We start from the raw sequence: 13,359 nt of genomic DNA on the forward strand, positions 1-13,359 counted from the left end.
GAACCGGCCGAGGAGGCAACCGTACTAACTGCCGGTCGCCTCCACCTCGCGTACCGCGTCGCGGTAGGCGCGGGCCGCCGCGCGCAGGGCCGCCTCGGGGTCCACGCCCTCGGCCTCCGCGCGCAGGGCCATCGCGAGGAGTTCGTAGCCGATGCCGTCGCCCTGCGGCAGGGGGACGGCCAGGCCCGCCGTGCGGACGCGGGAGGCGAGTTTGGCGGCGAGGGCGAGGGCGGGCTGGCCGAGGGGGATGCCCTCGGTCACCGAGTCGCGCTGCTTCTCCACGGCCTTGGTGCGCAGCCAGTGCGCCTTGACCTCCTCGGGCGTGGCCGCCGTGTCCTCACCGAAGACGTGCGGGTGGCGGTGGATGAGCTTGTCCACGATCGTGCCCGCCACGTCGTCCACGGAGAACGGCGCCTGCTCGTCCTCCTGCGCGATACGCGCGTGGAAGACGACCTGGAGCAGCACGTCCCCCAGCTCCTCGCGCAGCTCCGCGCGGTCGCCGTCCTCGATCGCCTCGACCAGTTCGTACGCCTCCTCGATGCCGTACTTCGCGAGGCTCTTGTGGGTCTGCCGCGACGACCAGGGGCACTCGGCCCGGATCCGGTCCATGACCTGGACGAGGTCGAGGAGGCGGGCGCCCGGCAGGTCGTACGAGGCGGGGAGCAGCTCCAGGTCCGGCATGGCGACGCGGCCCGAGCCCGCGAGCCGGGCCAGGCCGTCCGTCAGCGGGCGGTCGCCCTCGGCCGTGGCCACGACCAGGACCGTACGGCCGCCCTCGCAGGCGCGCACCAGCTCCTCGGCGGTGGGCGCGGCCTGCTTGACGTCGACGCCCGCCTCGCGCAGATACGGCAGCTGCGGATGGGCGGCGTCGGCGCACAGGACGTCGTCGGCGCCGCGCAGGGCCTGCCAGGCGGGCCAGGACAGGAGGCCGGGGGCGACGCGGTGGCTGGTGGTGAGCAGGACGACGCGCCCCGCCGGGGTTTCGTTCACCGCTCGAACGTAACCCACGGCCGCGCCCGGGGCGGAGTCGCGGGAGGGCTCAGGCCGCCGCTTCGCGGAGCCAGGGCGTCCTGGTGTCGACGCGCTTGTTCTGGGCGGCGTCCCACTTGCCGTAGCGCGGGTTCACGTTGACGTCGAGCTTCTTGGAGGCCTTGGTCAGGGCGGCCCAGAAGGTGTCCTGGCCGGCCTTGGAACTCATGTCGGCGCCGAGCCTCGCCGCCAGCTTCTGGGCCTGGATGTCCGTGCGGATGCTGTCGTCGAGGTGCTGGGGCGCGACGTTGTACTGCTGGAGCCAGCCCGCCTCCAGGGCCTTGCGGCCGCCCGCCTGTTTCGCCATGGCGGCGCGCGTGGTCTGGATCTCCTTGCGGGAGACGGTCACCCCCGCGTCGCGCGCGGCGCGGTGCAGGACCCGGTCCAGGACCATCGTCTGGAGCGTGAAGCGGGTGAGGCCGCCGGTCTTGGCGACGACCTGCTCGTACTGCCGCTCGTCGGGGACGGCGGCGCGCTGCGCGTCCCGCACCTCGTTCACCCGGTGCTCGAGCTGCGCCATGGTGATGCGGTCGTCGCCCACGACGGCCGCCGCGCCGGGGCGCACGTCGCTGCCGCAGGCGGTGAGGAGAGGGGCGGCGGCGAGGGCCGCGGCGGAGAGGAGGAGCGCGGTGCGACGACGGCGGCGGCGGTGCAAGTGGGCCTCCCGGTGGAGAGATTGTGCTTCGCTGCACAAAGTCTTGCGGTGATCGATGGTAGGCAGCGGTGGTCGTCTCGGCCACCCTTCCCCCAGAACTTCGTCCAGTTCGTTCAGGGGGACGCGCCACCACCAACGACTCACCGGGAGTTCGGGCACCCCCGGCGCCCGGAAAACGCCCTATCCGCGCACTTGCCCCAGCCACTGGAGGGTTCTGCGGATCTCCGCGGGGAAGGGGTGCCCGAGCCCGTGGACGCGCTCCGCGTCCAGGACGAGCCGCGCCAGGGCGTCGTGGGCCGCCGAGCGGTCGCCGAGGGCGAGCAGGAGGTGGCCGACGCGGCGGCGGATCTCCAGGGACTGGCGGATGTCGTCGGTCGCGTACTGGTTCTCGTAGTAAGGGAGCAGGGCGCGGTACTCGGCGAGGGCAGCCGCCGGCTCGCCGAGCTGCTCCAGGCACTGGGCCGCCTCGTAGCGGAACTGGAGGGACTGCGGGTCGGCGTGGCCGGACTCGGCTGCGCGCTGGTCGGCGAGGCGGCGCAGCTCCGGCAGGGCGCGGCGGTACTGGCCGTCGTCCATCAGCGTCGCCGCGTACTGCTTGCGCAGGGTGCGGACGACGGGTGAGTGCTCGCCGTGCTGGGCGGCGGCGGCCGGCAGGATCGAGCCGAGGACGTCCACGGCCTGCGTGATGCGGCCCTCGCCGAGCAGCCGCTTGACCTCGTCGACGGCGCGGGCGACGTCCTGGCCGTGGCCCGGTCGGGGCGCCTGTGCCTGCGGGGTGGCGGCGGGGGTGGCGGCCCGGTCGGGCCAGGGCGCGTGCGGGCGCAGGAAGGGACGGGTCGGGTCGAGCGGGCGGCCGGAGGGCGCGGAGCGCGCGGGCAGCAGCGGCACGAGGTCCTCGTAGACGTCCTGGGCGCTGGCGGGCCGGTGCTGGGGGTCCTTGGCGAGCAGCCGCAGGACCAGGGACTCGACGGGCTCGGGCACCTCGGGGCGCAGGCGGCGCACGGGCAGCGGCGGCTCGTACAGGTGCCGGTGCAGCACGCCGAGGGCGGTGGAGCCGGCGAACGGCACGTCGCCGCTGAGCAGTTCGTGGAGCAGCACGCCGAGCGCGTACAGATCGGTGTACGGGCCGACGGCGCCGCCCATGGCCTGCTCCGGCGCCATGTACGAGGGGCTGCCGATCGGGGAGCCGGTGTGGGTGAGCCGGGTGGTGTCGGTGTCCATGACCGAGGCGATGCCGAGGTCGAGGATGGTGAGGGTGCCGTCCTGGCGGACCATCACGTTCCGCGGCTTGAGGTCGCGGTGCACGATCGGCACGGCGTGCACCGCGGAGAGCACGGCGCACAGCTGGGCGGCGACGGCGACCGCCCACTGCCAGGGGTAGGGCGTGTGCTCGGCGAGGTGGTCGCCGAGGTCGGCGCCGTCGACGTACTGCATGACGAGGTAGAGGTCGTCGTCGTCGCTGCCCGCGTCGTGCACGGTGACGAGCCCGGGGTGGTCGACCTGCGCGGTGACCCGGCACTCACGGATGAAGCGGCGGCGCAGCTCGTCGGCCTCGGCGCCCGCGACCTTGTCCGGGCGGAGGAGCTTGACCGCGACGCGGCGGTCCAGGCGCTGGTCGTACGCCGTCCAGACCTGGCCCATGCCGCCCTGGCCGATGAGCGTGGCCAGCTCGTAGCGCCCGGCGACGACGCGTCGGTCGGTGCCTTGCGCCACGGTCAGCTGCCGCCTTCGTGCTTGCGCAGGTAGTCGCTCAGCTCGTCCAGCTCGGCCCGGACCTGGTCGATGCGGGCGGGGGCCTGGCGGGTGGGCGGTGCCGGCGGCGGGGTAGGGGCCGGCGCGGGGGCGGGCGTGCTCTGCGCCGGGTAGCCGTAGGACGGCTGGGGCTGCTGCGGGGCGTAGCCGGGGTACTGCGTCTGCCGGTACAGGGCGTGGGCCTGCTCCAGGCGGTTGAAGTGGCGGATCTCCATGGTCAGGTAGTACGCGGCCACGGGCGCGTAGGTGGCGATGAGGATCGTCATGCCCGCGTTGCCGGGGCCCTTGAACTCCTCGTCGCCCGGGTCCACGCCGATGAGGACGACCGCCACGACGACGAGGGCGAGGACGGCCAGGAAGAGCAGCCAGTCGCGCGTCTTGCGGGTCACGAGGGCGAGCCGCAGCATCATGGCCCACGAGAGGAAGCCGCACGTCAGGAACGCGAGCACCACGAACAGCACCCGCAGCGTCACGGGCGAGGCCGCCGGCGGGGCCGGCGGGGGCGGCGGCGCGTAGCCGTGGCCGTGCATGGCTGCTCCTGGTTACCTGACGGGACGGACAGTTGAGGGTTCGAGCGTATAGGCCGACTCCGGGGACCCGGCTCGGGTTGTACCGAACCGTTGTCGTACTGATCACGTGGTACGTGTCAGTCCGCCGCCCCCGGGGCCTGTGGGGCCCGTGGTGCCTGCCGCGGGGCCGGCCCTGCCCCGTCCGGTGCGACCGTGCCGTCGGTGAGCCCGTCGTACATTCCGCGGACGAGCCGTTCGCCCAGGCGGCCCGCGAGCCGCAGCGCGTCCTCGAAGGCGGCGAGGGCGCGGAAGTGCTCACCGTAGCCGCGCTGGCGCTCCGGCGGCAGGCGGGGCAGCTGGAGGCGGCGCACGTCGAGCCGGGCGGAGGTGGAGGCGTAGCTGCTGGCCTGGCGGTTGTTGGCGGTGCCGCGCAGGAACCCGGCGAGGAACCAGGGGTCGAGCGCCGCCGGGTCGGGGCGGAGCAGGGCGAGGCCGCGGCCGATGGCGGCGCCCGCGGTGGCCTCGTCGACGACGCGGGCGGCGGCGCCGCCGGAGACGGGCACGACGACGTCGCCGGGCTCGGTGAGCACGGGCGGCTCCGCCTGGCCGGTCGGGGCGGTGTCGTCGTGGGGCGCGGCCGGGGTGGCGGGGGCCGCTCCGGTGAGCACGTCGTGGTCGGTGAGGACGGGCACCCCGGGGGGTCCGCCGACGCCGCCGGTGTGGATCACCAGGGCGCCCGCGCGGGCGAGTTCGCCGACGGTGGTGAGCGGCCGCCGTGCCGTGTCGGGGGTGGCGGGCACGGCAGGGGGCGGGGTCAGCCCCGCGGTCAGGCGCAGCGTCTCGCCGAGCCGGTCGCGGACCGCGCGCAGCTCGTCGGCGCCGCCGCCCGCGGCCCGTGGCGGCAGGCGGCGCGCGGGCGCCAGGTCGACCTCGTCGTCGAGGAGGTCGAGCACGGGCACGGACAGGGCGAAGCCCGGGATCTCGGCGAGGGTGCCGTGCCGCTCGAAGCGGTGGTAGGCGTCGAGCACGGCGTCCTGCACCGGCGGCCAGGCGCGCGGGTCGCGCCCGTCGGTGTGCCGGGACTCGGGGGGCCGGGACGCGGGGTGCCTGCCGTCGGCGGCGGCCGTGGCCTCGGCCGCCTCGACGAGGAGGGCCTCGGGGGCGGCGGGCACGCCGGGCCCGGGCCTGCGCAGGACCCAGACGTGCAGCGGCAGGTTGTACGGGGGCGCCGCGCCCGGCGGGAGCGCGATGACCGCGCGCAGGGCGCCCCGGCGCAGCAGGTCGGCGCGGATGCGGCGCCCCGAGCGGCGGGACGCGGCGGCGGGCGGCATCAGCAGGACGGCGGTGCCGCCGTCGCGCAGCCGGGCCAGGGCGTGCTGCACCCAGGCGAGTTCGGACTCGGTGCGCGCGGGCAGGCCGTACTCCCAGCGGGCGTCGTAGGACAGCTCGTCGTGGCCCCAGTTGCGGTCGTTGAACGGCGGGTGGCACAGGACGGCGTCGGCGGTGACGTCCGGGTGCGCGTCGGCGCGCAGAGTGTCGGCGGCGGCGGTGCGCACGGTGGCCGGGGCGTCACAGCCGAGGGCCAGGCGCAGCGCGGTGAGCGCGGCGAGGTCGGGGGCGCTGTCCTGGCCGTACAGCCGCTGGCCGGGGGCGCCGGCGGCGGCGCGCAGCAGGGCGCCGGTGCCGCAGGCCGGGTCGAGCACGCTGCGGGCGGGCCCGGCGAGCGCGGCCATGAGGTCGGCGGGGCCCTGGGGGGTGAGCGTGTACTGGCGGGGGTTGGCGTCGAGGTGGCGCCCGAGCAGGAACTCGTACGCCGTGTGCGCGCCGAGTTCCGCGGCGAGTTCGGCGGCGGAGCGCAGCAGCCCGATGGACGGCAGGAGTTCGGGCGTCGCGGGGACGCGCACGGCGCGGGTCCGCCGGGGCTTGCCGAACCTCGGCGTGAGCACGGCGTCGAGGGCGTCGGGGAGCTGCCGCGCCAGGTGCGCGTCGGACACGGCGCTCAGGCGCAGCCAGTCGGTGTGCCGGTCGTGCACGAGCAGCAGGCCGCAGCCCGCGTGCAGCAGGGCGGTGACGGGGCCCGCGGGGTGTCCGGCGACGTGCTGCCAGACCCGTTCGCGCAGCGGCACTTCGGAGAGCTTGCCCTGGCCGCGCAGCCACCGCTCGACCTCGGCGAGGGCGAAGGAGGGGCTGGTGTCGGTGCCGCCGACGGGCTTGGGGAAGTCGGCGTGGCGGCGACGCCAGTTGCTGACGGCGGCGCGGCCGACCCCGGCGAGGCGGGCGATCCCGGCGGCGGTCACCTCGGTGGGGGTCGCGTCGGTGGCACCCGGCCCGGCGGCACCAGGCCCGCCCGATCCGCCTGGCCCGCCCGATCCGCCCGATCCGCCCGGCCCGCCCGATCCACCCGGCCCGCCCGATCCACCCGGCCCGCCCGATCCACCCGGCCCGCCCGATCCACCCGGCCCGCCCGCCCCGCGCCCGTCGTACGTCACGTCCCCCGTGCTCCCGCCCGGCCGCGTCGGCCCGCTGGTCCCCACTGGCCCGCCCCTCGTCGCTCGATTCCGCGTGCGGTGCGCGTCGGTCATCACCCACCGCCTGTGTCGCCGAGCCTACCCACGCGGGTCGGGCGAACCCCTTTCACGGCCGTTAATCGCCCGTCGACCGTGAACAGTGTTGACTCGGTTCACAAGCATCTGGTGTGATGTCCGAGCTGAACACGACTTCCCTGGGGGACTCTCCATGCACGCCTACTCGCGCTCGCGCCGCACGGCCTTCGCCGCGCTCTGCCTCGCCACCGCCGCGACCGTCACGCTGACGGGCTGCGGGGACGACAAGTCCGACGACGCCAAGAAGGCGGCGGCCACGAAGAAGGAGCCGTTCGCGGACCTGTCGGGGCCGCAGATCATCGACAAGGCCATGAAGGCCACCAGCGGCGCGTCCTCGCTCCGCATGAAGGGCTCCATGTCGGACGGCGGCGGCCCCGGCCACATCGACCTCGCGCTCGACACCAAGGGGCAGTGCGTCGGCACCATCGGCACCGGCGCGGAGGGCTCGGTCGACCTGATCGGCAAGGGCAGGACCGTGTACATGCGGTACGACGCCGCGTTCCTGCGCTCCGAGATGAAGGACGAGCCGAAGGCCGACGTGAAGGCGTCGGTCGACATGATGGCGGACCGCTGGGTGAAGACCGCCACCACGAAGTCCGACGAGCAGGACTTCGCCCAGTTCTGCGACCTGAAGACCGTCCTCGCCGACTTCAAGGACACCGGTTCGGTGGCGCGCAAGGGCAAGGCGACCACGGTCGACGGCACCCCGGCGATCGCGCTGCACGAGACCGACGGCAAGGCGCGGGCGACGCTCTACGTGGCCACCGAGGGCAAGCCCTACCTGCTGAAGGCGGTCAACGACCCCGGCAAGGGCAAGAAGCGGGACACCCTCGTCTTCACCGACTTCGACAAGCCCGTGAAGGCGACCCCGCCCAAGGGCGACGTGCTCGACCTCGACGAGCTGGAGGGCTGACGCCCGGCCGGGCCGCGGGGCGCGCCCGCCCCGGGGCGAGGGGTGTGCGGGGCGCCCCTCACAGGGCGTGCCGCACCCACACGTTGGGCTCGGCGTAGACCGCGTAACCCCGCCCGGGCACGCAGTGCACCGGCACGAGGGCGCCCTCCACCTCGACCAGGCCCTCCTCGTCGAACGGCAGCCCCGTCCACTCCCGCCACTGCGCGAGCGAACCCGACACGGTCATCGACACCGGCGCCACCTTCTCGACGACACCGCCCACGCGGACGTGGACGCGCAGCCACGGGTCGTGGGGCAGCCCGTCGTCCCGGGTGCGGAAGGCGTACTCCTCGACCGGGGTCGCCGGCTCCAGGTGCTTGGCGTTGGGCCGCACCGGCGCGACGACCTCCGCGAAGCCGTGGGCGCGCGCGTTCTCCCGCATCGCGGCCAGCATCCGGCCGGAGAGGCCGTGCCCTTGGCACGCGGGATCGACGGCGACCTCGATGGCGCTGACCGTGTCCGTCCCGTCGCCGTACCGCCGGTCGGCGAACGCCCAGACCAGGACCTGGTCCCAGCCCCCGTCCGGCAGTTCGCCGCGCTCACCGCCCCGCTCCTCGGTCCACAGCGCGAACGGCACGCTGAACGCCCGCGCCACCACCCGCTCCTGACCGTCCGTGGCCAGCAGCACGTACTCCGGGAACTCGTCGGGGATCCGGCTCATGTGCGACCGGGCGACCAGGTCGTGGCCCACGAACTCGGCCCAGGAGTCGTCCATGGCCCACATCGGCTCGACGAGACCGGGACGCTCGGCGAGGGTGGTAATCGTCAAGTCCACGCACAGCACGCTAGCGGCGCGGCCCCGGCCCGCCCACCGAATTTGTGCCTCACCGCGCCCGGAAGCGCTCCGGGGCCCGGGTCGGACTGCCGCCGCCGGGCAGCTTCTCCCGCGGGCAGCCCGACAGGACCTCGCGCATCGCGTCCCGCTCGGCGCCCGTCACCGAAAGCCCGTACTTCTTCTTCACGGCCACCTGCCGGGCCACGTACGCGCACCGGAAGCCCTTGTTCGGCGGCAGCCACGTCGCGGTGTCGCCGTCGCCCTTGCCGCGGTTGGGGCCCGCGTCGACGGCGAGCAGGTTCAGCGGGTCGTTGGCGAGGGCTATGCGCTTGCTCGCGTCCCAGCGCCACGCGCCCTTCTGCCAGGCGTCGGAGAGCGCCACGAGGTGGTCGATGTCGACGCGGCTGCGACCGCGCGTGAACCGCACGTCCTTGCCGGTGTACGGGTCCGGGGCGAGGGTCCCCGCGCTGACCACGCAGTCGCCGCCGCGGAACTTCACGCTCTTCAGGTCCCGCTTCAGTATGTCGTCACGGGTCCCGCAGCCGTTGGAGTCCGTGTCCGCCCAGGCGCTGCCGAAACGCGCGCGCTCGTAACCGGTCTTGGGCGCGCGGCCCTTGACCTCGAGCGAGTCGACGGCGGCCAGCGCGGAGCCCGCGCGCCCGCCGGGAGCGCCGCTCTTCCCCGCCCCGTCCTTCCCGTCCTTGTCGCAGGCGGCAAGACCGCCTAGGGCGACTGCCAGGACGACGGCGTGAGCGGCCGCGCGCCGCCCCGTGACTGCGAACCTCACGGATTTCCCTCCCCATGGAACGGTCCCCACCGTACTTGCATTGCCGCGCCAGGCCGTCGGCAACCTGCGGGTTCGTGGCGGCCGGGCGCGCCCGCGCGGCAGAGCCGCACATCGGCACGGCCCCGCGCCCCGTCGGGGCACTACCCGTGAGGTAATCGCGCGCCGGCGCGCGCCCTGGCAATCTCAAGAGCGTCAACGGGCCCCGCACAGGGGGCCGGTCACGTCAACGAGGGAGACCCCATGGCCACGGAGACCCGCACGGTCGAGGACGCCACCCGCGCCACCGTCGACGCCTTCTTCGCCGCGCGCATCGCGAACGACACCGCGCGCCTCACCGAGATCTTCGCCGACGACGTCGACTGGCTGCTCGCCGAGAACCCGGTCGTGCCGTGGATACGCCCGCGCTCCACCGGCGCCGAATGCGCCGCCCAGGGCGAGGAGCTGGCGGCCCACACGGTCGCCGATGACGCCCGGGCGAGCGTGGACACGTACCTGGTGAGCGGGCAGGACGCCGTCATCATGGGCCACCTGTCCGGCACCGTGCGCGCCACCGGCAAGTCCTTCGAAGGCCCGTACGCGCTGCGCCTGACCGTCGAGAACGGCCGGATCACCCGGCACCACCTGTACGAGAACAGCCTCTCGGTCGCGGCGGCGTGCACGCCCTGAGCCCGGCCCGGACGCGCACGCCGTACGCCGTACGCCGTACGCCGTACGCCTACGAACCGAGGACGGTGGCCAGGAACTCCCCCACCCAGCCGAGCAGTTCCCGCCCGACGAGCGGCTTGCCGCCGACCTTCGCGGTCTTCGGGCGCGGCACGAGCACCTGGTGCGTGGCCGCCTTGATGACCGAGCCGGGGTGGAGCCGCTTCAGGCGCAGCTCCTGGGACTCCCGCAGCTCCACCGGCGCGAAGCGGATGTTCGAGCCCTGGAGCACGATCTCGCCCACCCCGCAGGCGCGGGCCAGCATGCGCAGGCCCGCCACCAGGAGGAGGTTCTCCACCGGCTCCGGGAGCTTGCCGTAGCGGTCGGTCAGCTCCTCGCGGACCGCCTTGACGTCGTCCTCGGAGTTGGCGGAGGCGATCGCGCGGTAGGCCTGGAGGCGAAGCCGCTCGCCGGGCGCGTAGTCGTGCGGGACGTGCGCGTCGACCGGCAGCTCGATCTTCACCTCAAGGGGCGGCTCCTCCTCGGCGCCGCCGCCCTCAAGGGACTTGCGGTAGTCCGCGACGGCCTCGCCGACCATGCGGACGTACAGGTCGAAGCCGACGCCCGCGATGTGCCCGGACTGCTCGCCGCCGAGCAGATTGCCCGCGCCGCGGATCTCCAGGTCCTTCATCGCCACGTACATGCCCGCGCCCATCTCCGTGTGCTGGGCGATCGTCGCCAGCCGTTCGTGCGCGGTCTCCGTGAGCGGCTTCTCCGGCGGGTACAGGAAGTACGCGTAGCCGCGCTCGCGGCCGCGGCCCACGCGACCGCGCAGCTGGTGCAGCTGGCTGAGGCCGAAGTTGTCGCCGCGCTCCACGATCAGGGTGTTGGCGTTGGAGATGTCGATGCCGGACTCGACGATCGTCGTCGACACGAGTACGTCGAATTTCTTCTCCCAGAAGTCCACCACGACCTGCTCCAGGGCCTGCTCGGACATCTGGCCGTGGGCGGTGGCGATGCGCGCCTCCGGCACGATCTCGCGCAGGCGGGCGGCGGCCCGGTCGATGGACTCCACCCGGTTGTGGATGTAGAAGACCTGGCCCTCGCGCAGCAGTTCACGGCGGATGGCCGCGCCGATCTGCTTCTCCTCGTACGGACCCACGAAGGTGAGCACCGGGTGGCGCTCCTCCGGCGGCGTCGTGATCGTCGACATCTCCCGGATGCCGGTGACGGCCATCTCCAGCGTACGGGGAATGGGCGTGGCCGACATCGTCAGGACGTCCACGTTGGCGCGGAGCTTCTTCAGCTGCTCCTTGTGCTCGACGCCGAAGCGCTGTTCCTCGTCGACGATGACCAGGCCCAGGTCCTTGAACTTCGTCTCGGAGGAGAACAGGCGGTGCGTGCCGATGACGATGTCGACGGAGCCGTCCTTCAGGCCCTCCAGGGTCGCCTTCGACTCGGTGTCGGTCTGGAAGCGGGACAGCGCCCGTACGTTCACGGGGAACTGGCCGTAGCGCTCGGTGAACGTGCCGAAGTGCTGCTGCACCAGCAGCGTCGTCGGCACGAGGACCGCGACCTGCTTGCCGTCCTGGACCGCCTTGAACGCGGCGCGCACCGCGATCTCCGTCTTGCCGTAGCCGACGTCGCCGCAGATCAGCCGGTCCATCGGGACCGACTTCTCCATGTCCTCCTTGACCTCGGCGATCGTCGTGAGCTGGTCGGGCGTCTCCGCGTACGGGAACGCGTCCTCCAGCTCGCGCTGCCAGGGCGTGTCCGGGCCGAAGGTGTGGCCCGGGGCCGCCATGCGCGCCGAGTACAGCTTGATCAGGTCCGCGGCGATCTCCTTGACCGCCTTCTTCGCGCGGGCCTTGGTCTTGGTCCAGTCGGCGCCGCCGAGCCGGTGCAGCGTGGGGGCCTCGCCGCCCACGTACTTGGTGATCTGCTCCAGCTGGTCGGTGGGGATGTACAGGCGGTCGCCGGGCTGGCCGCGCTTGGCCGGGGCGTACTCCACGACCAGGTACTCGCGGGTGGCGCCCTGCACGGTGCGCTGCACCATCTCGATGTAGCGGCCGACGCCGTGCTGCTCGTGGACGATGTAGTCGCCCGGCTCCAGGGTGAGCGGGTCGATGGTCTTGCGGCGCCGTGCGGGCATGCGCTGCCCGTCCTTGCCCGCGGCCTTCTGCCCGGTGAGGTCGGTCTCCGTCAGGACGGCGAGCCGCAGCTTCGGGTCGACGAAGCCGTAGTCGATGCAGCCGCAGGCCACGTGCACCACGGACGGGGTGATCCCGTCGAGGTCCGTGTCCAGGCGGGCCGCGATGCCCTCGCCGCCGAGGACCTCGACGGTGCGGGCGGCCGGGCCGTGCCCCTCCGTCACGTACACCGTGCGCCAGCCGTCGGCCAGCCAGCCCTTGGTGTCGGCGAGGGCCTTCGCGGTGTCCCCGCGGTAGGTCTCCGGGGCGTGCATGCCGAGCGTGAGCGTGTCGTCGTCCGCGTCGAGGTCGGCCGCGAACGGGCTCACCGACCACCACATCATGCCCAGCTCCCGGGCCCGGTCGCGGACGTCCGCGATGCCCCAGAGCGAGGCCGCGCCCACATCGATCGGGGCCTCGCCGCCGCCGGCCGTGGCCGCCCAGCTGGCCTGGAGGAACTCCTGGCTCGTCGCCACCAGGTCGGCGGCCCGGGTGCGGACCCGCTCCGGGTCGCACACGACGGCCATCGCGCCCTCGGGCAGCACGTCGAGCAGCAGTTCCATGTCGTCCACGAGCACCGGGGCGAGGGACTCCATGCCCTCGACGGCGATGCCCTCGGCGATCTTGCCGAGCAGCTCGCCCAGCTCGGGGTGCGCCTCGGCGAGCGCCCGCGCGCGGTCGCGCACGTCGTCGGTGAGCAGCAGTTCCCGGCACGGCGGCGCCCACAGGCCGTGCTCGGCCACCTCCAGGGACCGCTGGTCGGCGACCTTGAAGTAGCGGATCTCCTCCACGTCGTCGCCCCAGAACTCCACCCGCAGGGGGTGCTCCTCGGTGGGCGGGAAGACGTCGAGGATGCCGCCGCGCACGGCGAACTCGCCGCGCTTCTCGACCAGCTCCACGCGGGAGTACGCGGCGGCGCCGAGCGCGTCGACCACCTCGTTCAGGTCGGCCGACCGGCCCGTGCGCAGCTCCACGGGCTCCAGGTCGCCGAGCCCCTTGACCTGCGGCTGGAGCACCGAGCGCACGGGCGCCACGATGACGCTGACGGGGCCCGTCTCCGGGTCGGCGCCGTCGGTGCTCGGGTGCGCGAGACGGCGCAGGACGGCCAGGCGGCGGCCCACGGTGTCGCTGCGGGGGCTCAGCCGCTCGTGCGGCAGGGTCTCCCACGAGGGGTACTCCGCCACCCCTTCCGGCGGCAGGATCGTGCGCAGCGCCGCGGCCAGGTCCTCGGCCTCGCGGCCGGTCGCCGTCACGGCGAGCACGGTCCGGCGCGTCTCGCGGGCGAGCGCGGCCACGGCGAAGGGCCGGGCGGCCGGGGGACCGACGAGGTCGATGTGGTGCCGGTTGCCGTCTGCGGCGGCCTTCACCGCTTCGGTGAGGGCCGCGTCCTTGACGACGGCGTCCAGCAGTCCGTGCAGGGTCATGAAGGGGCATCCCGTCCGGGGGGCGTGGACAACGCGAACCAC

10 protein-coding genes are annotated in these 13,359 nt (G+C 74.1%); 2 read left to right on the forward strand and 8 right to left on the reverse strand.

The window, feature by feature from the left end; all coding sequences use genetic code 11:
* Positions 1-24: 24 nt before the first annotated feature.
* The 5 genes from AC07GB_RS23765 to AC07GB_RS23785 form a co-directional block, all read right to left on the reverse strand.
* Entirely contained in the window at positions 25-1,008 is a 984-nt protein-coding gene (locus tag AC07GB_RS23765) for a nucleoside triphosphate pyrophosphohydrolase (protein ID WP_478848563.1), read from the reverse strand.
* 31 nt (positions 1,009-1,039) lie between these two features.
* Positions 1,040-1,684 (reverse strand): SurA N-terminal domain-containing protein, encoded by a 645-nt coding sequence (locus AC07GB_RS23770; RefSeq protein WP_478848565.1) that lies wholly within the window; start codon positions 1,682-1,684, stop codon positions 1,040-1,042.
* 180 nt (positions 1,685-1,864) lie between these two features.
* Positions 1,865-3,352: a serine/threonine-protein kinase gene (locus AC07GB_RS23775; protein ID WP_478848792.1), complete on the reverse strand. Its 1,488-nt coding sequence runs from the start codon at positions 3,350-3,352 to the stop codon at positions 1,865-1,867.
* Positions 3,353-3,399: 47 nt separating this feature from the next.
* Positions 3,400-3,966, reverse strand: coding sequence for a hypothetical protein (locus AC07GB_RS23780; protein WP_478848567.1), 567 nt, complete (start codon positions 3,964-3,966; stop codon positions 3,400-3,402).
* 116 nt (positions 3,967-4,082) lie between these two features.
* Positions 4,083-6,242: an N-6 DNA methylase gene (locus AC07GB_RS23785; RefSeq protein WP_478848569.1), complete on the reverse strand. Its 2,160-nt coding sequence runs from the start codon at positions 6,240-6,242 to the stop codon at positions 4,083-4,085.
* Between the two features lie 439 nt (positions 6,243-6,681).
* Between AC07GB_RS23785 and AC07GB_RS23790 the strand changes: the two genes are divergently transcribed.
* A complete protein-coding gene (locus AC07GB_RS23790) occupies positions 6,682-7,461 on the forward strand; it encodes a hypothetical protein (protein WP_478848571.1) in 780 nt (259 codons plus the stop codon).
* Between the two features lie 58 nt (positions 7,462-7,519).
* On the opposite strand, the gene AC07GB_RS23795 is transcribed toward AC07GB_RS23790, so the two are convergent.
* Positions 7,520-8,275 (reverse strand): GNAT family N-acetyltransferase family protein, encoded by a 756-nt coding sequence (locus tag AC07GB_RS23795; RefSeq protein ID WP_478848573.1) that lies wholly within the window; start codon positions 8,273-8,275, stop codon positions 7,520-7,522.
* Between the two features lie 49 nt (positions 8,276-8,324).
* Positions 8,325-9,062, reverse strand: coding sequence for an HNH endonuclease family protein (locus tag AC07GB_RS23800; RefSeq protein ID WP_478848575.1), 738 nt, complete (start codon positions 9,060-9,062; stop codon positions 8,325-8,327).
* A gap of 240 nt (positions 9,063-9,302) precedes the next feature.
* Between AC07GB_RS23800 and AC07GB_RS23805 the strand changes: the two genes are divergently transcribed.
* Positions 9,303-9,728 (forward strand): nuclear transport factor 2 family protein, encoded by a 426-nt coding sequence (locus tag AC07GB_RS23805; RefSeq protein WP_478848577.1) that lies wholly within the window; start codon positions 9,303-9,305, stop codon positions 9,726-9,728.
* A gap of 49 nt (positions 9,729-9,777) precedes the next feature.
* Here the strand turns inward: AC07GB_RS23805 and mfd are convergent, their stop codons facing one another.
* Complete coding sequence (gene mfd, locus AC07GB_RS23810; protein WP_478848579.1) at positions 9,778-13,317, reverse strand: transcription-repair coupling factor; 3,540 nt, start codon at positions 13,315-13,317, stop codon at positions 9,778-9,780.
* Between the last annotated feature and the right edge of the window lie 42 nt (positions 13,318-13,359).

This window comes from Streptomyces sp. NPDC045778 (assembly GCF_056431945.1).

What these genes read in the sequence shown, in the direction of transcription:
- AC07GB_RS23780 (WP_478848567.1), bottom strand. Translation starts at nt 3,966, where the DNA reads ATGCACGGCCACGGCTACGCGCCGCCGCCCCCGCCGGCCCCGCCGGCG.
- AC07GB_RS23790 (WP_478848571.1), top strand. Translation starts at nt 6,682, where the DNA reads ATGCACGCCTACTCGCGCTCGCGCCGCACGGCCTTCGCCGCGCTCTGC.
- AC07GB_RS23805 (WP_478848577.1), top strand. Translation starts at nt 9,303, where the DNA reads ATGGCCACGGAGACCCGCACGGTCGAGGACGCCACCCGCGCCACCGTC.
- mfd (WP_478848579.1), bottom strand. Translation starts at nt 13,317, where the DNA reads ATGACCCTGCACGGACTGCTGGACGCCGTCGTCAAGGACGCGGCCCTC.